The sequence below is a fragment of the Paenibacillus sp. ACRRY genome, from assembly GCF_022346995.1.
In the GTDB taxonomy this organism is placed as follows: Bacteria; Bacillota; Bacilli; order Paenibacillales; family Paenibacillaceae; genus Paenibacillus.
In genome coordinates this window covers 1-18,547 of the sequence record NZ_JAKRNM010000024.1, presented here as the reverse complement: position 1 = coordinate 18,547, position 18,547 = coordinate 1, and the positions used below count along the sequence as shown (strand labels likewise).

Below are 18,547 nucleotides of genomic sequence, written 5' to 3'. Positions count from 1 at the left end.
TTAAAACAAATTTCCGGGATTATGTAATACTTATGAACTATTTTTATACTAGCAGAGTTAATTTTAGGGAATCTAGATGAGAGTGAAATAGCCGCTCTTCAAAAAAGGAGAACCGCCCAGGTTAATGCTCTGGACGGCTCTATTTATTTCAAGGACAAATAGGCGGATGCTGAACTTGCCCCTGTGGGTTGCTTCTTATATGACTGCACGATAATTAATATCCGATCTTTAGACTGCTGCCTTCTGTAGCTACTCCCTTGGAACGGGTAATCGGGAGCTTATGCTCGGCTGTAAACCCGAGGGTCTCCCCATCGTGCAACGTGACGTCATTTTCAACCACATAGGTCATCGTCATAAACATCATTTCAAATACATCACTTAATGGGTTGGCGGAATGTATAATCTCGATCTCTTCTTTTCCGAAGTTACGCAATCCATACGTATAAGCTGAAGCGCCTTCCGCATTCTGATACATACCGATAAAAATCCATAGAGAAACAGGCAGCTCGTCCTGCTTAAGGATATAACTTGTCTCAACATACTGACGTGCCTCGACAACAAGTGGTGCCAAATATATGGCGAGTGCATGGTCAAGCTGTAACAGTGCACTTGCTGTCTTGGTAAACAGGATATGTCCCTGGATCGCATCCGGTGCGTTCAGAACAGAGACGATAATCTGTGATTGATGCCTGGAAGTAACTTGTTCGGCTTCACGCCACAATATATTTAATTTGGCGTTCTCCTCTACTTCCCGGTCAGGAACAGGGGCACCGATATAAGCACATACCACCTGTATCCCATCTACCTCAAAGAACAGATTGCCCTCTTCCGAACTCTCTTCAATATTAATATCCCAATCCTTCTTCATCGTGTGGATGAATTGATCGAAATCACAGTCATCCTGTTCCAAAAGGACAAAACCAACAATGGTTTCACTATGTGAAGAAGACTCGACGGCTCCACCTACAGATACGGGTTCCTTTTTGCGACGCCGAAGCTTGTCAAACAGTCCCATGAGACATTCTCCTTTCCAAATCCATCACGGTAATGGGTATAACTGATTCCATTATTACCTTACCATACCATACTTTGGTCTGTAATGAATAAGGGGAGGGAGTTACCACTCAAGAGCTGATTAGAGGAAAAGCACCAGGAGCAATGCGATCAATGCTGGCAATCCTTGTTTGACGATAATAGACCGGGAAGCAGTTGCTCCTCCGTATAAGGCTGCGATGATGACACAAGCCAGGAAGAAGATCTGAATGTGCTGAGCGACCACCGTGTCTGGATACACCAATCCCCAGATCAGCCCCGCTGCGAGAAAACCGTTGTACAGCCCCTGGTTAGCTGCCAGCGACTTGGTTGATTCTGCGAATTCTGGTGTGAGACCAAAGGTTTTCATTGTACGTGGACGAGTCCACATAAACATCTCCATGATCATGATGTAGATGTGTTCAATGGCTACCAAAGCCACAAAAACTGAACCGATCAATACGAACACCTTGCTTTCTTTTATGTATTTTATTTCATTGTCTTCTCAGTATAGATGTTTGCATCCACAACTAAAAGTATTAATTAAATTTTGCGCAAATAAATTGGGCGAAATAATTATGAATAGGAAAATTAAGCAAACAAATTATTGCTTATTTACAAACAATAAATTATATTATCTATAAATAAACAAACAATATTATGAATAATTTGTTTAAAAAGTCCGAAGGAGGAGTTAAAGTGTTTCGTAATCCGTATGTACGGACCATAGTTGTTTCGCGATTACTTCTGCAATTGGGGATCTGGGTACGCAATTTTGCCATACTCTTGTATGTGACTGATCTGACCAACAATGATCCGCAGGCCGTATCATGGATCTCTGTGGCGGAATATGCACCTATTTTTATTTTTGCAATAATCGGAGGAACCTTCGCTGATCGCTGGAGGCCCAAACATACCATGGTATGGTGTGATTTGCTTTCCTCACTTTCTGCGGTAGTTGTGCTGGTTGCCTTAATGTTTGGTCCCTGGTATTCAGTGTTATTGGGGACCTTGGTTTCAGCAGTTTTCTCTCAATTCTCACAGCCCTCTGCAATGAAGCTGTTCAAGCAGCACGTCCCAGGTGTTGGATTGCAGGGAGTAATGGCCATGTTTCAAACGATGGTTGCTGTTTTTATGGTGATTGGCCCCATGATCGGAACGGTCATCTATCAGAACTACGGGATCGAAGTATCTCTTGTTCTTACAGCTGTGATGTTTCTGCTATCCGGGCTGGTTCTCTCACGGTTACCTAAAGATGAAGGGGGGACTGCAGTTACAGGCACTCGGGAATCCTTCCATCAAGAGTTGGCTGAGGGATTTCGATATGTGTATGCCAATGTTGCTCTTCGGGCACTGGTCATGACTTTTGCGGTAGCCGGGCTGGCTGCAGGGTTGATACAACCGTTGATGCTCTTTGTTGTTATCGATAATCTGGGGCAGGACAAAAGTTTTCTACAGTGGCTGCTCATGGTTAATGGTACAGCCATGCTGGTCGGGGGCGTAATCATCATGAGTGCAGCCAAAAAACTTCAGCCTCAAGTGCTGCTCGCTTCAGGTTTGCTGTTCAGTGCGTTCGGAACAATCATGATGGGCTGGTCCACCAACATTCTGCTGACCATGATCGCTCAGGTGATTAACGGTTTCTTTTATCCATGGATTCATGTAGGCATTCAGACGATGATTATGCGCAATACGGATACGACCTTTATTGGCCGAGTGGGAGGGGCAGTTACTCCAGTATTTATGGGCATGATGGTCATTAGTATGTCGTTTGCAGGTTATCTAATGAATCAATTGAACCTAACGACAGTAGTTACCGTGAGTGGTGTACTCTTCCTGGCCGGTGCGTTCATTTTGTTGTTGATGTTACCTAAGGGGAAGGAAGTTAGCGGATCTCACGTGATGAGGAGTTCGGAGTAGGTTAATGTGTAGGATCAACAAATGCCGATTGCTGAAGTCTGCCTGTTGGGTAATAATATATTCGAAGAGATGAATTGCTCATGGAAAAGAGGGGATTTGGCATGGGAACCGTTCAATTCGTGCTGGTTGCAGACGATCCATCAACGTTTGTTACGCGGACCGTACCGTTAATCGATATTGAACTTGCTGGAATTCCGGGAGACCGTCATTATGGCCTGCTGCGTCCAGCGGACTCCAGACAGAAGATATATAAGCGGGGCACGATGATTGCCAATCGTCGGCAGATTAGTATTGTGTCGGAGGAGGAATGTGCACTCATTGCAGAGAAAATGAACATTCCCGAAATTCGTCCGGAGTGGCTTGGTGCCAATATGCTGGTTCGTGGCATTGACCGCTTAACGGAGCTGCCTGCCGGAACGCGGCTTCTGTTTCCTGACGGGACAGGTTTAATATGTGAAGGAGAGAATCTTCCTTGTGTCCATCCAGGGAAAGTGATTGAGCAAGTCTATGAACAGGATGGTTTGCGCAAGAAATTCGTGCCTGCCGCCCGCAAAAAACGTGGTATTGTCTGCTCGGTTGAAAGGGAAGGCGCAATCCGTACTGGTGATACGATAGAAATTATACGCCTGTCCTGATATTTGGGGGCAGGTTTTTTCGTGAATGAACGTATTCCTCGGGTGTACTCCCGATAATGGATTTAAAGTCCTTAATGAAATGAGGCTGATCATGGTATCCAAGCTCCTGAGATAGCTTAACCAGATCGCAGTGCAGGCCACGGTCGATCAGTTCGGCTGCATTTTGCAGCCGGTAGAGCTTAATTACTGTTTTGGGGCTAATTCCTACATACTGATTGAACAGGCGCTGGAGTTTTCTTGTATGAATGTTCCAGCAAGACGACAGATCATCCACTCTCAACAGTTCCCGGTTCAGTTCAATCTGCTGCACGATATCGTGAACCAGTCTCGCTTGGGTATCCTCAGCTGGAAGGTTTGCACATAGAAGCTGATCCATGTAACTGATTTTATCGACATCACTGCCATCGGTGAGCAGTTGTTCTTCCAATGATGCTGCGCTGACGTCAAGCACTCGGGAAACTTCCAACGGTTGTTCACACAATGATGAGACAGGGAGACGAACAAAGGGATAGAATCCACCCGGTCGGAACTTTACGCCAAACACTTGCCCCTTTCCACGAATGAGATAGGAGAATTTGCGTCCGGAAGGACCGAAGAAAAACGTGTTGTCCCGCTCTACGACCAGATTAACACAGGGGTTGGGCACCACATGCTGTGGATAGGATTCAAGACCTGTAAGATCCCACGATACCATCCAGTAATGTTTAACAAAAGGACTGAGCGCTTCCGAAGGAGCGTGACGTGTCAGCTGATATCTCTTGTTGCCCTCATCCAGATTAAGTAGGCCCATGCTAGGTCTGCTAATGTGAGTTGTGGAATCCATACTTGTTCATCCCCTCTGGAATTGATTTCTATCCCTGTACAGATGTAGATAGGCGTAAATGTTGTCCCGTCATTTCTGCTCTCGGAACAGTAGTGCTCGAACAGCGAAACGTGGCAATATAAGCTGTCTTCGCCATCTTGAGGGCTGGCTGAGCAGCCGGTATAACCATTCCAGATTTAACTTTTGCCACAAGGCCGGGGCACGTTTGGTCTTGCCTGCGATGATATCCAGGCTTCCCCCGACACCAATGGCTACACGAGCATTCAGCAGACGACGGTGCTTGTCGATCCAGTGCTCGGCATTTGGGGCTCCGAGTGCAACAATAAGAAAGTCTGGTTGTGTATTGCGAATTTCCTCCACGATGTGCTCTTCCTCATCCGTTGAGAAAAAACCATGGTGCCTGCCGCTAACGATTACACCCGGATAATTCTCTTCGATGACTTCCACTGCCCGTTTACTAACCTTCTCTTCTGCTCCAAGCATATAGAAGGACCATTGTTTCCGGTTTCCCTCCTCCAATAAGCGGAATAAAAGATCGCAGCCAGTTACCCGCTCAGTCAATTGCCCGCCTCGCAAACGTGAGACCATCACGATGCCGGCCCCATCAGCGGTCAATAATCCGGCTTGATCCACGACCGCGCGGAGTGTTTGATTCTTTTGACAAGACATGACGATTTCCGGGTTTCCTGTAATGACATGGAAGAGTTCAGTGCTACGCTGATCTATAACATCGCCAAGAATGGTGACGGTCTGCTCCATGGTAAGGTTGGGAAAAGGAATACCCATAATATTCGTAGTTTGGCTCATGCTTCGCTTCCTTTCTGATGACACCCATCAATGAATAGGGGACAAACTCATGGTACCAATGCTGTTATATCATTCCATTTTAGTATATCTGATCTTCTGACAAAGAACTATATGGTTCAGTTATCCGTTATGGAACAAGATGATTCTCTGTAATCCTGCTCTTATTTTTTCGGTTGTCGTGTTTTTACAATACGAAGTTAGGGGTATAACGATAGGATAAGAGTGCGAGTTGGTAGATCGCATATCCATTGCATAGAGGAGTGAGTTCATGGAATTAAAATATGAATTTTATATCAATGCCGGGCTGGAAGACGTGTGGAATGCCCTGATTTCACCTGACGGCACACGAAGCAGTTTCTTTGGCAGTGAACTTCGTTCCAATTTTCAACCAGGCCAGCCGTTTGCTTACGTAGGACCTGGCAATGATGGTGCTGAAACTGTGCATGTGTACGGTGACATTTTAGAGTTCGAACCTTTATCCAGACTCAGTTATCGGGAACATCCCGGACCCTCTTATCATGCGAATCATGCAGATCTTGAATCCAGAGTGGTCTTCCAGCTCGAGACTGTAGGCGAATGTACCAAACTGACCTTGATCAATGATCAATTTACGGAGAATCATCCTTCCTATGCAAGCGCACAGAGCAGCTGGTGGATGATATTAAGCAGTATCAAAACCTGGGCGGAGACGGGAAAAACGTTGGACTTCGGCTGGTAAAAAAAATATAACCAAGTCGTCACATAAAAAAAATCCACCGAATGGCAGTTAGCCTTCGGTGGATTTTATTTGTCCTTATTTTAACGGTATCGATTAAATTATACTTGTTGAACCTTGATCAGGTTGGTATTACCGGATTGACCGATAGGCACACCTGCGGACAACACGATAATGTCGCCTTTTTCGATATAACCCGTTTTGATCGCGTTACGTGTGGCAGATTCAAACATTTCATCCGTCGTCGTTACTTTGTCGCCCATAACCGGAATAACACCGGAGAGCAGGCAGATTTTAGCGAGTACTTCTTCATGCTGGGTAACGGCAATGATCGGTGCTTTTGGACGGTACTTGGAGATCATGCGTGCCGTGAAGCCACTCTCTGTGGAAGTGATGATTGCTTTGGCATTCAGTACCAGAGAGGAACTTACAGCTCCCTGACTGATAACTTCCGTGATGTCGGCTACTTGTGCAGCTGATTTTTGACCGAATTGCTCTTTGTAATCGATCATCGTTTCAGCGCGGTGGGCAACAGCGGCCATTGTGCGAACAGATTGAACAGGATATTTACCTGCTGCCGATTCACCGGACAGCATGACTACGTCTGCACCTTGAAGAACGGCGTTCGCTACGTCGCTGACTTCGGAACGGGTTGGACGCGGGTTAACTTGCATGGATTCCAGCATGTGCGTAGCAACGATAACCGGTTTACCTGCACGGTTACATTTGTCGATCATTTCTTTTTGCATCATAGGTACGTCTTCAATTGGCACTTCAACCCCGAGGTCACCACGAGCTACCATGATACCGTCAGAAGCTTCAATAATATCGTTCAGGTTGGTCATACCTTCCTGGTTTTCAATTTTGGAGATAATCTGCACGTGCTCTGCACCGCGTTCTTTCAGGATGCTGCGAATTTCACGAATGTCATCGCCTTTGCGAACAAAAGAAGCTGCAATGATTTCGATATCGTTTTCGATCCCGAATCCGATGTGCATAACGTCACGCTCGGTTACACCCGGCAGCGTCGTTTTGATTCCTGGCAAGTTTACACCTTTACGTGGTTTAAGAATGCCACCGCTGATAATTTTGCAATGAATATCCGAACCTTCTACAGAGAGTACAGTCAGGTCTACCAGACCATCGTCAATCAGGATGCGATCGCCAGGCTTCACAACGAGATTCAATTCAGGATAGTTTACGGAGATGCGCTCTGCGTCACCCAGGATTTCTTCCGTTGTCAGAATCAGCTCTTTGCCTGCTTGCAAGTGGCAGGATGCTTCTTTCAGTTTACCGATCCGAACTTCCGGTCCTTTGATGTCCATCATAATAGGTATATATTTGTTCAGTTCGGAAGCTGCTTGGCGGATGTTGTTAATCCGGGTAACGTGGTCTTCCAGCTCGCCGTGAGCCATATTCAGACGGGCCACCGTCATGCCTTCCTGAATCATTACTTTCAATGTTTCGATCGAGTCACAAGCAGGTCCCATAGTACAAATAATCTTTGTTTTCAACATGCTGATTTCCTCCTCATATTTTGCTTATGTGTGTATTGTAGCGTTTTCTGTCGAATCAGGGTATGAACTATAGTACAATGATTGGAGTATAGTCCAGTAATGAGGTGAGTTATGATCACTCCGTTAGAAGTAAGGCATATTAATGGCGTCGGTTGGTACGAAGAAGCAGTGCAAACCGAAGGAACCTGGCGGCTCAGCTTGGTTACATATGGGAAATGTGTATATTGGGTGAACGGCGAGAAGCAGATTATGGAGAAGGGGGAATTGTTGTTGATTCCCGGTGATGTCTCCTATTATGGCAAAAGTATTCCCACGGTAACGCACACTCAAATTGTTGTCCATTTGCAGGGAGATCCGGCCGATGGATTGCCTGCGTTGGAACGGGCAGAAGTGTTACGGCATAGACCTGGATGTTACGAGCTGATTCATGAACGCATGAAGGCGATTCACCAGCAGTGGCAGGAACGTCCTTCTTATTATGTCATGATGAGTCAGGCCTTATTGATGGAAGTGTTGATTTATGTGAATCGGGAACTGGATCGGGGAGTTATTCCACCAGAGAAACATATGCACGCAGAACGAATGAAACGATATATCGAGCGCCATTACCGGGAAAAGTTAACAAAGGATGATCTCGGAGATGCGATTGGCAGAACACCCAATTATGCTGCAGCGTTGTTCAAAAGCATGACGAATCAAACGATCAGCCAGTATGTGCATGACCAGCGGATGAAACGGGCGTTATATCTCCTTACCGAATCACAGTTGTCCATTCAGGAGATTGCGGAATTTCTTGGTTATCGGGACTTGTCATACTTTTACCGCATTTTCAAGCGCATAACCGGAACTCAGCCTTCCGACTGGCTCCATGAGCGTCCTCCTATGATTTGAGAAGGAACTTTAACCCTGGAGATGGATCGGTTTTTGGTTTCTTCTATATATAGATGTGCAAAAAAAGAGGGCCGCTGGCCCTCTTTTGATTTCATGCAGCATATATCCTTTGCTGCTTGTAAGAATGATTAAGCATTGCTGCTTGTATTGGTGGCACCTACACGCTGCTTCGTTTTTTTGCGGGCAAGGTTGCTGCGGGCCAAGACTGCCCGGACGGCCCAATACGCTGCTTCCGCAAACAGAATTCCGCCTGCAACATCCAGGAGGGAGTGCTGTTTCACAAACACCGTTGAAGCAATGATCAACCAGAGCCACACTGACCAGGCAATCCGGGCGAGAGGTCTGAAATTCAAATGCCGATTAATGATTATGAACAGCAGATAACTTGTGAGGCAGTGAACGCTTGGAAAACAGTTGAATGGAGCATCATTGGCATAGATGAACTGAACTAGAGTACTGCTCAGATCCGTTCCGCCGACCATTGGCCGCGGGACATGCGTTGGAAAGACTGCAAAACAGATGTTGGCCGCGATGACCCCGACATTATAGGTCACTAGTGTACGCCAGAATAACGATTTATTGGTCAGGCCCAGATAGATGAAGCCAAGGTACAGAATAGGCATCCAACTGATATATGGGTAAATAAATTCTTTGATAAATGGAATTTGTGTATCAATCCAAGCGTAATTGTAGAAGACATTATCACCCGGGTTACTGCCGAGGAAAACATATATGGTGCCTTGAAGTGGTATGCAGAGTATAGCCAGCAGATGCCCCCAGCGCAGAAATAGTTCTTTCATATTTGACCCCCTGATTTGTTATGCATCATGCACGTTCGTTATTTTACCTTTTCTCTCTATATAAGACGTTGCAGAGTATGGTTAACCCTGCAGCCAGTATCTTGCGTATTACTATGATGACAGTTTCGAACACAAGCCATACCTGATTTTAGGGGAAAAGAGGGTAGAGAAAGTCTCTAATTTGTTACTTTTATATTTTTATCCAAAAAAGGATATTCGAATGCTCTCTGATATGATACAACTAAATTGTCATATCAAGTTCGCATGACAACGACAAATAACAATGAAATGAGGCTGATTTACCCATGGCAACCCCGCAAACCGGAAAAGAACCATCGTTCTCCGAACGCAGACCGGTACTGGCTGTGATTATCATTGAACTGCTGCTGTTGCTCGCTGTATTTGCAGCAGGGGCTGTGGCGACGGTAAAGCAATTGGATTACACTTCGCCAGTGCTTATATCCTTTACGCCGATGGCTGTTGTGCTCATCATTTATCTGACCCTGCGGCGCAGGTGGGCCGAGACGGGATTTCGTTCCCTAAGAACCATCCCGGTTCAGCACGCAAAGTATTATATTCCGCTACTCCTTGTACTGGGTACAATCGCCCTGAAAGGTTTTACGGAACTCACTTTAGCCAAGGTGATCTTTTTTATCTTTTTTACGCTGCTCGTTGCCTTTGTGGAAGAAACCATATACCGCGGACTTATCTTCAAAACATTACTACGCAAGAGTGCAATGGCAGCGGTAGTAACCTCAAGCATTTTATTTTCCATTACACATATGTTGAATGCACTCTCAGGTCAAAGTATGGCTGATACGCTGCTGCAGCTGATCTATGCACTTCTGCTCGGAGCTGTACTGGCGCTGTTAATGCTGAAAAACGGGAACATCATTCCCTTGATTCTGTTTCACTTCATACATAATTTGATCCAATTCCTAAGTGATGACCTCCAGGATACGAATACTCTTCCTTATGATCTTTTCTTGTTAATTGTTCTTGCTGTTCATTGTATATGGTTGATCTACGGTGCTCGAAAAGTAAAAAAGTCCTCTTCTAATCCAGGAGCTGCTGGACATAAGGTTACACATTAAATCGTTACTAAGGTAACTTGGTGACCGCATTTAGCACTAGTGTTGTACTCGTGTTATACTTCAGTCTGGCGGTGGGGGTGACATGGGATCCGTTTCCTTTGTCAGCCCCTTACGTACACTAGATTAGACAGCAGGTGATAAAGTATGGAGAGAACAGCACAGGATGTTGCTGAATGGATGGTTCAGGAGATTAAATTCACTGGAACATTGAAACAGGAGGCTGCAATTGAGTACGTAAAGAGTCATTTTGGCGACGAGTTTGTTTTTGTTAATGAGAATGGGAATGCTTCTTTATCCAAAGAAGTGAAAAAAGCATTCCGAAAACTCCATGGCGGGCAGATCGCCTGGGACCGGGATGCCTTTATGTGGGCTTGGACATAGGTTCACTTGGATGTGTGGGAATGAGTGATTCCATTTGAAATGGATATGCATGCCAAAATATTTTATAAAAAATGTATAAGTTGGTTCAGATCTGCATATCCTTTCATAAGACCGCACAGCAGCGGATGTGTTTTTGAATAAGACTTGTCCATAGACGCACGAATAACATGTATTTCCAAAGCTGTTTGAAAAGAAAATACAAAGATTTGCTTTTTGGCAGAATTAGAGTTATAATAAGAACAAGTTGTAGAGAGAGTGGAAAACCTAATTCACATATTGTAAAGGGCGATCACTTATAGGTTATGACTGGTACCTTTTTCAATGTGTGAATTTTTATTTGCTTGCTGCAAAGAACAAAGGAACATGTTAATCTTTATTTGGAGGTGTAATTCACATGCAAAACGGAACAGTAAAATGGTTCAACGCTGATAAAGGCTTCGGTTTCATCGAAGTTGAAGGCGGAGAAGATGTATTCGTACACTTCAGCGCTATTACAGGCGAAGGCTTCAAAACGCTGGACGAAGGTCAACGCGTGCAATTTAAAATTGTACAAGGAAACCGTGGTCCTCAAGCAGAAGAAGTTGTAAAACTGTAATTAAAGCATAGCTGCCTTTAACATGTTATAATGGTAAAGGCAGCTTCTTTTTTTTGAGCAGATAGATGTAAGTCGGCCCAATAAGTTGTCGAGGCAGTAGCCGAGCGGGGTGTAAGACTTCCGCTAAGTATAGGCTTCTGTGAAATAACGTCGGTTAGATGTTTTTCCATAACAAGGGGGTAGAAGTCATGTATAATCGCAAAAAGCCATTGGAAGAAATTCCACAAGCGGATGCGGCAATCTGGGAATGTACGAGTGATACGTGCAAAGGATGGATGCGGGACAATTTTGCGTTTGATAGCGTGCCTACTTGTCCAATATGTGCTTCTGAGATGGTTAGCACGACTAGGATGCTGCCATTGCTTGAAAATTCGAACAGCAACATGAAGACGATGTCTAAAGGAAATCGGATTTAACATAGCTTACCCGCCTCTAACGAGGTGTTTTTTTTTAACTTAGACCTGACATCTTGTGCAAAGGTACGGGTAATGAAAATATGAAATTCCCGGCATTCGTTTTGGCGAATGCCTTTTTTTATTCATATTGCAATATAACAAACACCCCTCATGGCAGTAACCATCATGAGGGGTGTTTCTATTTTAAGATGGCTAGTATGTTAATTGCTTAGATGAAAAGGAATGGAAGCAACAGTAATGTGGTTACCAGCGCGAGATCATATCCAGCCCCGTATCCGTATCCTCCGCCGTACCCGTATCCGTAAGGACCATAAGCGGAAGACTGTACTCTTTTTGCAGTAACTGCGTTGTTTTTCCCTTTTCTGCGGAGCTGCTGTTTGGATTGTACAGAGCTCAGACGTGGGCCTTCGAAACTTCCGCTTACATAAATCTTGCCATCCCGGCACCCTCCAAGTGTACCGTATATGTGCTTGCCATCTTTCATAATCATACATACCGGGCGTCCAACGTGCGGAGACACCGTCTCTTCACATACCGGATGAATTCTGTGCATGCATATCCCCCTCAGATTTTGCGGTTTGCCGCTTGGAATCAACGGTTTGTATATCATAGTAAAAAAAGAGTGAATTGGTATGGACGAGTACCCGGAAAATGCATAGGGATGTGCCGCTTTTGCCATTGCTCCATACACTGGAGGGAGGGAAAGGGGGCTGGAAACATTGGATTATCATGATTTACTGGCTAAACTCGGTGAAGGAAGTGCGCATCCTGGTGGATTTACGGCAACAGTACAATTAATCGATTCCTTGTCTCTTCCGGAACGGGGGCAAGTATTGGAAGTAGGATGTGGTACAGGAAGGACGGCCTGTTATCTCGCGCGAAATGGGCATCGGGTGACTGCGATTGATCTTCACCGTCAGATGCTGGAGAAAGCGGTCAGAAGAGCAAGACGTGAACGTCTGGATATTCGTTTTATTCAGGCGGATGTTACTGCGTTGCCTTTTCCGGATCATCAATTTGATGTGGTGTTTGTGGAGTCGGTTACCATATTTACTCGCTGGCGCGCTGCACTTTCCGAATATAAGCGGGTTTTGAAACCAGGAGGGCGCTTGATTGACAGGGAGATGATCTTGTGCGGACGGAAAACTGAGCTGATGAGCCGTAGGTTGAAGCGGTTTTACGGAATGAGGACACTGGCCACCGTAACGGAATGGAAGAAGCGGCTCAAACAGTGCGGATTTACCAGCGTGTTGGTTCGTGAGCACTCTCGCTCCATGGGAAAATGGGGAGTGGATCATGATCCGCACCGGGAACTGGACATGGCTCTGTTTGAGGATGAGCAGGTCCGACGCATGAGTGAAACCAATGATCAATTGCTGGCGAGATACGGTAAAAGGTTGGGCTATGCTGTTTTTGATGCAAAGAGTCCACCTGACGAGAGATGACTGCTTAGGAAGTGTGAATTTAAGCGTAAGTTATTGATGTGAGAAAAAGGATAAGGCAACCCACAGGGTGAGTTGCCTATTTGCGCTGCATATTGAATGCCGGGCCCGGGAAGCTATTACAGCATATCGTTGTCGATAATGCGCCAGTGGTGTTTGAGGAGGGACTCCAATTGCGGTTTGTCGTTGGTACGGAAGGCGTTTAGAATCTGGCGATGTTCCTCGTTAACCTCCTGGAGAACACCGGATAACTTCGCTTTGTTGTCACTTACATACGACTGGCGTATGAAGCTGTTTTTCAACGTATCCAACATTTCAATAACGGTTGAATTACCACATCGCTGGATGTACAAGTTGTGAAATTGATATTGGTCTTTGCTATAGGCGGTTAGGTCGAGCTGAGCAATATCTTCATCCATTCTTGCAACGAGTGCTTCCATCTCCAGTAGGTCTGATGTTCTCAAATGATCTGCTGCGAGTGTGGCAGCAAGAGCTTCCAGTACCCCGATGGCCTGGGAGAATTCGAGCTTTTTGCCAGAATCAAAAGGAGCAACAATAAATCCCCGACGCGGAATATACTGCAACAGATTGTCTGATGCAAGCTGAAACAGCGCCTCTCTTGTCGGAGTGCGACTAATGTCCAGCTTTTTGCATATTTCCGCTTCGTTGATCTTCTGATTGGGAAGCAGTGTCCCGTCCTGAATCTTCTGGGCGATGTAGTCGTAAACGTGATCTTTCAAGGAACGGTATTTAGGTACTTCCATACCGGATTCCCCCTTCTGTATATAGTAATGATAGGATGTGTGGGCTGGGCCCAAGTGTGATGCGCCGTTCGGGTGTTATAAGTTTTTATCATCTTAACACCGAGGGGGAAGTTGGGCAAGCTAACTTAAATGCCTATTTTATGTTATGTATGTGTTAGGTATTTAGTGTTCGATGAGATAAAAGTTCATAAATGGTTGAAAGTTATTGCTGAAAATGCAAATGACTGTTAGTATATCTTACATAAACTCCCTTATACAGTACTATGTATATTGTATACAGATTTTAGAGGTGTATCATTCCAAATAAAAGAATAGGGGTATGATCTGTGAAAAGAATTCTTTTACCAGTGTTGTTGTCATTGATGGTTGTAATCATGTCGGCTTGTGGGCAGGAACAGACAACGGGTAACCCTTCGGCTCCGGTATCAACCGCTGAAGGTGACGCAACAGAGAAGGAAGTCATTGTACTTGGTACCAGCGCAGATTACGCTCCCTATGAGTTTCATAAGAGCATCGATGGCAAAGACGCAATAGTCGGTTTCGATATCGAGATTGCCAAAGCCATTGCGGCGGATATGGGAGCCGAGTTGAAGATTGAAGACATGGATTTTGATGGTCTCCTCATGGCGCTGGACACGGAAAAAGTGGATTTTGTAATTTCGGGCTTAACCCCTACCGAGGAGCGGAAGAAGAACGTGGATTTCACCGACATCTATTACTTTGCAGAACAGGCAGTGCTTGTCCGGGAGGGTGAGGGTGGTACGTTAGGCTCACTGGATGATCTGTCAGGCAAACAGGTCGGTGTGCAGAAAAGCTCCATTCAAGAAGGGATTGCTCAAAAGATAAATGGTGCCAAACTCACATCCCTAGCGAAAATCCCCGAGTTGATTCTGGAATTGCAGACTGGCCGCGTGGATGCGCTCATTCTGGAGAAGCCGGTAGCGGAACAGTATGTGAAGAATCAGCAGGGGCTTGCTTTGTCGGACATAAAGATTGAACAAGCTGAAGATGAAGCTGGATCGGCAATCGCTGTCAAAAAAGGAAATCAGGAGTTGGTGGATCAGATTAACGCTACACTCCAAAAGCTCAAAAGTAACGGTGACATCGAACGTTTCGTCATTGAGGCCAATGAGTTGGTTGGGGAATAAGCCTGGCGAGTGAGGGATATGCGTGAATTTAGATTTTTCTTTTTTATCGGATCATTGGCAGGATTACGCAAGAAGTGCTTGGGTGACGTTGGAATTGTCTTTCTTTGGCGTCCTACTGGGCACCATCCTTGGCGTTTTGGTTGCGCTATTGCGTATATCACGTATGTGGCCAATCAAATTTTTGGCATCAACCTATATTGAACTCATTCGGGGCACACCGATGTTGGTACAAATTCTTATCATTCACTATGGTCTGACGGTGATCGGCATCAATTTGCCGGCATTTATGTCGGGGGTAGTGGCACTAACCATCAATAGTTCTGCTTATATGGCGGAAGTGTTTCGGGCCGGAATCCAGGCGATCGATAAGGGTCAGGCGGAAGCTGCTCGATCACTTGGTTTAACCCATGGCATGACGCTTCGCTACATTATACTGCCTCAGGCGTTTCGGAATATGCTACCGGCAATCGGTAATGAATTCATTATCATTATTAAAGATTCTTCTCTTGTCTCCATGATTGGGATTGCTGAAATTATCTACACAGCCAGAGCTGTTCAAGGTGTTACCTTTCAACCGCTTGCTCCACTCCTCGTTGCTGCTGCGCTCTATTTTGTAATCACATTTACACTGGCTAATCTGCTTGCCTGGATAGAACGGAGGCTATCCGCTTCCCGTTAATCGAGGTTTATCCACGGTACCGAGGGCTATCGTGGATTTAGCTGTGAAGGGGTCGTAAATGGAGAAGGCGAAGCATACATTGATATTGTATTTTGTATACAGATCGGCAGGAGGTGCTGGGGGTAATGTCAGACTCTCAAAAATGGTTGGAATGGTCGGAACAATATGCTGCGCCTAACTATCATCCGCTCCCGATTGTCATTGAGACAGCCGAAGGGGTTTGGGTTCAAGATCCTGAAGGCCGTCGATACATGGATATGTTAAGTGCTTACTCGGCGTTGAATCATGGACACAGGCATCCTGTGATTATTCAGGCGCTGAAGGATCAGGCTGACCGGGTTACGTTGACTTCGCGGGCATTCCACAGCAGCGCAGCCTCCCTTTTTTATCAGAAACTCTCGCAATTTACGGGCAAGACGAAGATTCTTGCAATGAATACGGGTGCTGAAGCCGTGGAAACTGCGGTTAAGGCTGTGCGGAGATGGGCCTATCGTTGTAAAGGTGTCCCTGAAAATCAAGCTGAAATTATCGTCTGCTCCGGTAATTTCCACGGAAGAACGTTGACGGTCACGTCTTTCTCATCCTCAGAGACGTACCAAAAGGACTTTGGTCCTTTCACGCCCGGTTTTCGAATTATTCCTTATGGGGACGTCGATGCATTGAGGCAGGCAATTACTCCAAATACTGCGGCGTTTTTGGTAGAGCCGATTCAGGGCGAGGCAGGTATAATCATCCCGCCGGATGGATACCTTGCGGAAGCTTTTGAACTATGCAAGACCATGCAGGTGTTAACGGTAGCGGATGAGATCCAGACGGGTTTTGGTCGAACGGGACGTCGTTTTGCTTCTGATTGGGAAGGGGCGGTGCCTGATCTCTGGATCATGGGTAAAGCACTTGGCGGAGGTGTTATGCCGATCTCGGCTGTTGCAGCAGATGAAGAGATCCTTAATTTGTTTGAGCCAGGGTCTCATGGATCCACCTTTGGTGGCAATCCGCTTGCGTGTGCGGTAGCTGTTGCGGCACTGCAGGTGTTGGAAGATGAACGACTGGCCGAGCGATCGGAACGTCTTGGGGAGTATTTTATGAAACATCTCAAGGGGATTGGGAGTGCAGCAGTAAAAGAGGTGCGCGGAAAAGGTTTGTTTATTGGTGTCGAGCTTCATGCACCTGCCCGCCCATATTGCGAGCAACTAATGACAGCGGGATTGCTGTGTAAGGAAACGCATGAGACAACGATTCGTTTTGCGCCGCCACTTACCATAACGAAAGAAGAAATCGATTGGGCATTAGAAAGAATTAGACAGGTCTTAAAGGATTAAGGGATGAGAGCTTAGAATAGCCGGGTGTAAGATCGGTTCTAATTATATTTCATTGCTTTAGAAATAAGCTGCGAAGGGGCTGATCTGTATGGGGAATCTTAATACGGAAACTGCAGGCAAGCTGGGAGCTGCTATTGAAACGGGTTCGAGTTCTATGGAACAGCGCCAGGTGGCTGTTATTAAAGTTCCTTTTGGCCTTGGGGGTGCTCGCGGGGGTGCAGAGTTAGGTCCGGATGAGCTAATTACAGCTGGGCTGAAACGGGAGATTGCGAGACTCGGAATAGTTCTGACGGAGGAAGTGCGTGTGGATTGTCCATTGGTAGCTGATGCCCCGATTGAGCGTAACCGTGCTAAGTATTTGCGTGAAGTTCGCCAGGTGAGTGAGCGGGTGTGCGCCGAAGTGTCCCGTGTGGTAGCAGGGGGTGTGTTCCCGCTTGTTCTTGGAGGAGACCACAGTGTGGCAATCGGTACTATGGCGGGGTTAACTTCTCATTATTCAAACTTGGGTGTAATCTGGTTCGATGCACATGCTGACCTAAATACCGAAGAACGCAGTTTGTCCGGGAACATGCATGGGATGAGTCTGGCTGCGGCACTTGGACATTCGACGTTTAATTTATCCCATATCCCTGGGGTTGGTCCGTTTATTAACCCTTCTAATCTGGTGTACGTTGGATTGCGGGATATTGATGAGTATGAGAAAGAGCAGATTAGAGCACATGGAATCAAAAGCTTCACGATGCATGATATAGACCGAATGGGAATCCAGTCAGTTGTCGAACAAGCGATGGCTGTGGCAGGAAAGGGAAGCGACGGGATTCATCTTAGCTTCGACATGGATTGCCTCGATCCTCGTGAAGCGCCAGGAGTGGGTACACCAGTCCCAGGTGGGCTGAATTATCGGGAAGCACATTTTGCATTGGAGTTACTTGCTTCCGCGAATCGTATTACCTCTATGGAACTTGTGGAGGTCAATCCGTTGTTTGATCATAATAGACACACTGCGAGGCTAGGGGTAGAACTAATTGCATCGCTGCTGGGTAAACGCATATTGTAATGAGTTTCAATGGAGTGGATATATCGCATGGTATTGAGAAGTTTATTTTATATAGAAGGAAAGAGTTTCATGAAATGCCGGAACCGAGTCCCGAATGTACCTTCCTTGAAGTAGGGAGAGGGGCTTGTCTGGCTTTTTGTTATTCTCTTATAAACGTGATTGAGTATGCTGAAATATGATCTTACATACAGAAGGTAAGGAGAGTGGAAGACAGGGATAGAAGGATAGATGTGTGGGTGTTAAACTTTTTTTGAAAAAAGTACTTGCATAATAAATCTCTACATGGTATATTCTAATTCCGGCCAAGAAAACACGAGAAACACGGTGCGGTAAGCAAACTGAAAAGCTTCGAAAGAAACTTAAAAAAATGCTTGCTAAATTGGTTCGGATATGATAAGATATAAAAGTTGCTGAAGAGAACAACACTCGGATGCAAACAACGTTTGATCTTTGAAAACTGAACAACGAGTGAGTAAATGATCTTGCTTGCAAGATCAACAAATGAGATTTTT

21 protein-coding genes are annotated in these 18,547 nt (G+C 45.7%); 13 read left to right on the top strand and 8 right to left on the bottom strand.

What is annotated here, in order from left to right:
- Positions 1-214: 214 nt before the first annotated feature.
- On the bottom strand, positions 215-1,015 hold the full coding sequence (locus MH144_RS30480; RefSeq protein WP_239305878.1) for a DUF4261 domain-containing protein: 801 nt from the start codon (positions 1,013-1,015) through the stop codon (positions 215-217).
- 120 nt (positions 1,016-1,135) lie between these two features.
- Positions 1,136-1,501: a DUF1304 domain-containing protein gene (locus tag MH144_RS30475; RefSeq protein ID WP_481857414.1), complete on the bottom strand. Its 366-nt coding sequence runs from the start codon at positions 1,499-1,501 to the stop codon at positions 1,136-1,138.
- Positions 1,502-1,731: 230 nt separating this feature from the next.
- Here MH144_RS30475 and MH144_RS30470 point away from each other — a divergent pair, with 230 nt between their 5' ends.
- Entirely contained in the window at positions 1,732-2,952 is a 1,221-nt protein-coding gene (locus MH144_RS30470; protein WP_239305877.1) for an MFS transporter, read from the top strand.
- A gap of 80 nt (positions 2,953-3,032) precedes the next feature.
- Positions 3,033-3,587 (top strand): MOSC domain-containing protein, encoded by a 555-nt coding sequence (locus tag MH144_RS30465; RefSeq protein WP_239305876.1) that lies wholly within the window; start codon positions 3,033-3,035, stop codon positions 3,585-3,587.
- On the opposite strand, the gene MH144_RS30460 is transcribed toward MH144_RS30465, so the two are convergent.
- Both MH144_RS30460 and MH144_RS30455 read right to left on the bottom strand, forming a co-directional pair.
- Positions 3,571-4,410 carry a helix-turn-helix transcriptional regulator gene (locus MH144_RS30460; protein ID WP_239305875.1) on the bottom strand — a complete coding sequence of 280 codons (840 nt, stop codon included), beginning with the start codon at positions 4,408-4,410 and terminating at the stop codon, positions 3,571-3,573. The genes MH144_RS30465 and MH144_RS30460 overlap by 17 nt on opposite strands.
- A 69-nt stretch (positions 4,411-4,479) precedes the next feature.
- Positions 4,480-5,217, bottom strand: coding sequence for a WecB/TagA/CpsF family glycosyltransferase (locus tag MH144_RS30455; RefSeq protein ID WP_239305874.1), 738 nt, complete (start codon positions 5,215-5,217; stop codon positions 4,480-4,482).
- Positions 5,218-5,485: 268 nt separating this feature from the next.
- On the opposite strand from MH144_RS30455, the gene MH144_RS30450 reads away from it, so the two are divergent.
- The gene (locus tag MH144_RS30450) at positions 5,486-5,935 is read left to right on the top strand and encodes an SRPBCC family protein (RefSeq protein WP_221807935.1); all 450 of its coding nucleotides are present in this window, start codon (positions 5,486-5,488) and stop codon (positions 5,933-5,935) included.
- A gap of 98 nt (positions 5,936-6,033) precedes the next feature.
- On the opposite strand, the gene pyk is transcribed toward MH144_RS30450, so the two are convergent.
- Positions 6,034-7,449, bottom strand: a complete 1,416-nt coding sequence (gene pyk, locus MH144_RS30445) for a pyruvate kinase (protein ID WP_239305873.1) — start codon at positions 7,447-7,449, stop codon at positions 6,034-6,036.
- Positions 7,450-7,560: 111 nt separating this feature from the next.
- Here pyk and MH144_RS30440 point away from each other — a divergent pair, with 111 nt between their 5' ends.
- Positions 7,561-8,340, top strand: coding sequence for a helix-turn-helix transcriptional regulator (locus MH144_RS30440; RefSeq protein ID WP_239305872.1), 780 nt, complete (start codon positions 7,561-7,563; stop codon positions 8,338-8,340).
- Between the two features lie 128 nt (positions 8,341-8,468).
- On the opposite strand, the gene MH144_RS30435 is transcribed toward MH144_RS30440, so the two are convergent.
- The gene (locus MH144_RS30435; protein WP_239305871.1) at positions 8,469-9,140 is read right to left on the bottom strand and encodes a phosphatase PAP2 family protein; all 672 of its coding nucleotides are present in this window, start codon (positions 9,138-9,140) and stop codon (positions 8,469-8,471) included.
- A 305-nt stretch (positions 9,141-9,445) separates the two neighbouring features.
- Between MH144_RS30435 and MH144_RS30430 the strand changes: the two genes are divergently transcribed.
- The 4 genes from MH144_RS30430 to MH144_RS30415 all read left to right on the top strand — a co-directional run bounded on the left by MH144_RS30430 (position 9,446) and on the right by MH144_RS30415 (position 11,626).
- Positions 9,446-10,234 (top strand): CPBP family intramembrane glutamic endopeptidase, encoded by a 789-nt coding sequence (locus tag MH144_RS30430; RefSeq protein ID WP_239305870.1) that lies wholly within the window; start codon positions 9,446-9,448, stop codon positions 10,232-10,234.
- Positions 10,235-10,378: 144 nt separating this feature from the next.
- Positions 10,379-10,615 carry a DUF6953 family protein gene (locus MH144_RS30425; protein WP_239305869.1) on the top strand — a complete coding sequence of 79 codons (237 nt, stop codon included), beginning with the start codon at positions 10,379-10,381 and terminating at the stop codon, positions 10,613-10,615.
- A gap of 394 nt (positions 10,616-11,009) precedes the next feature.
- Entirely contained in the window at positions 11,010-11,210 is a 201-nt protein-coding gene (locus tag MH144_RS30420; RefSeq protein WP_024633772.1) for a cold-shock protein, read from the top strand.
- A gap of 188 nt (positions 11,211-11,398) precedes the next feature.
- A complete protein-coding gene (locus MH144_RS30415; protein ID WP_095293549.1) occupies positions 11,399-11,626 on the top strand; it encodes a cold-shock protein in 228 nt (75 codons plus the stop codon).
- 208 nt (positions 11,627-11,834) lie between these two features.
- On the opposite strand, the gene MH144_RS30410 is transcribed toward MH144_RS30415, so the two are convergent.
- Positions 11,835-12,179: a hypothetical protein gene (locus MH144_RS30410; protein WP_183527130.1), complete on the bottom strand. Its 345-nt coding sequence runs from the start codon at positions 12,177-12,179 to the stop codon at positions 11,835-11,837.
- A gap of 166 nt (positions 12,180-12,345) precedes the next feature.
- Between MH144_RS30410 and MH144_RS30405 the strand changes: the two genes are divergently transcribed.
- Entirely contained in the window at positions 12,346-13,071 is a 726-nt protein-coding gene (locus MH144_RS30405; protein WP_275440388.1) for a class I SAM-dependent methyltransferase, read from the top strand.
- A 116-nt stretch (positions 13,072-13,187) separates the two neighbouring features.
- Here the strand turns inward: MH144_RS30405 and MH144_RS30400 are convergent, their stop codons facing one another.
- Positions 13,188-13,832 (bottom strand): GntR family transcriptional regulator, encoded by a 645-nt coding sequence (locus tag MH144_RS30400; RefSeq protein ID WP_239305868.1) that lies wholly within the window; start codon positions 13,830-13,832, stop codon positions 13,188-13,190.
- Positions 13,833-14,158: 326 nt separating this feature from the next.
- On the opposite strand from MH144_RS30400, the gene MH144_RS30395 reads away from it, so the two are divergent.
- The 4 genes from MH144_RS30395 to rocF all read left to right on the top strand — a co-directional run bounded on the left by MH144_RS30395 (position 14,159) and on the right by rocF (position 18,035).
- Entirely contained in the window at positions 14,159-14,980 is an 822-nt protein-coding gene (locus MH144_RS30395; protein WP_239305867.1) for a transporter substrate-binding domain-containing protein, read from the top strand.
- 22 nt (positions 14,981-15,002) lie between these two features.
- Positions 15,003-15,659: an amino acid ABC transporter permease gene (locus MH144_RS30390; RefSeq protein WP_239305866.1), complete on the top strand. Its 657-nt coding sequence runs from the start codon at positions 15,003-15,005 to the stop codon at positions 15,657-15,659.
- A 125-nt stretch (positions 15,660-15,784) separates the two neighbouring features.
- On the top strand, positions 15,785-16,978 hold the full coding sequence (locus MH144_RS30385; protein ID WP_239305865.1) for an ornithine--oxo-acid transaminase: 1,194 nt from the start codon (positions 15,785-15,787) through the stop codon (positions 16,976-16,978).
- An 88-nt stretch (positions 16,979-17,066) separates the two neighbouring features.
- The gene (gene rocF / locus MH144_RS30380) at positions 17,067-18,035 is read left to right on the top strand and encodes an arginase (protein WP_239305864.1); all 969 of its coding nucleotides are present in this window, start codon (positions 17,067-17,069) and stop codon (positions 18,033-18,035) included.
- Positions 18,036-18,547 lie beyond the last annotated feature (512 nt).

Excerpts from the sequence above, each read along its gene's own strand:
- pyk (WP_239305873.1), bottom strand. The coding sequence starts at position 7,449 with ATGTTGAAAACAAAGATTATTTGTACTATGGGACCTGCTTGTGACTCG.
- MH144_RS30415 (WP_095293549.1), top strand. The coding sequence starts at position 11,399 with ATGTATAATCGCAAAAAGCCATTGGAAGAAATTCCACAAGCGGATGCG.
- MH144_RS30455 (WP_239305874.1), bottom strand. The coding sequence starts at position 5,217 with ATGAGCCAAACTACGAATATTATGGGTATTCCTTTTCCCAACCTTACC.
- MH144_RS30480 (WP_239305878.1), bottom strand. The coding sequence starts at position 1,015 with ATGGGACTGTTTGACAAGCTTCGGCGTCGCAAAAAGGAACCCGTATCT.
- MH144_RS30410 (WP_183527130.1), bottom strand. The coding sequence starts at position 12,179 with ATGCACAGAATTCATCCGGTATGTGAAGAGACGGTGTCTCCGCACGTT.
- rocF (WP_239305864.1), top strand. The coding sequence starts at position 17,067 with ATGGGGAATCTTAATACGGAAACTGCAGGCAAGCTGGGAGCTGCTATT.
- MH144_RS30400 (WP_239305868.1), bottom strand. The coding sequence starts at position 13,832 with ATGGAAGTACCTAAATACCGTTCCTTGAAAGATCACGTTTACGACTAC.
- MH144_RS30450 (WP_221807935.1), top strand. The coding sequence starts at position 5,486 with ATGGAATTAAAATATGAATTTTATATCAATGCCGGGCTGGAAGACGTG.
- MH144_RS30440 (WP_239305872.1), top strand. The coding sequence starts at position 7,561 with ATGATCACTCCGTTAGAAGTAAGGCATATTAATGGCGTCGGTTGGTAC.
- MH144_RS30430 (WP_239305870.1), top strand. The coding sequence starts at position 9,446 with ATGGCAACCCCGCAAACCGGAAAAGAACCATCGTTCTCCGAACGCAGA.
- MH144_RS30385 (WP_239305865.1), top strand. The coding sequence starts at position 15,785 with ATGTCAGACTCTCAAAAATGGTTGGAATGGTCGGAACAATATGCTGCG.
- MH144_RS30425 (WP_239305869.1), top strand. The coding sequence starts at position 10,379 with ATGGAGAGAACAGCACAGGATGTTGCTGAATGGATGGTTCAGGAGATT.
- MH144_RS30435 (WP_239305871.1), bottom strand. The coding sequence starts at position 9,140 with ATGAAAGAACTATTTCTGCGCTGGGGGCATCTGCTGGCTATACTCTGC.
- MH144_RS30420 (WP_024633772.1), top strand. The coding sequence starts at position 11,010 with ATGCAAAACGGAACAGTAAAATGGTTCAACGCTGATAAAGGCTTCGGT.
- MH144_RS30465 (WP_239305876.1), top strand. The coding sequence starts at position 3,033 with ATGGAAAAGAGGGGATTTGGCATGGGAACCGTTCAATTCGTGCTGGTT.
- MH144_RS30460 (WP_239305875.1), bottom strand. The coding sequence starts at position 4,410 with ATGGATTCCACAACTCACATTAGCAGACCTAGCATGGGCCTACTTAAT.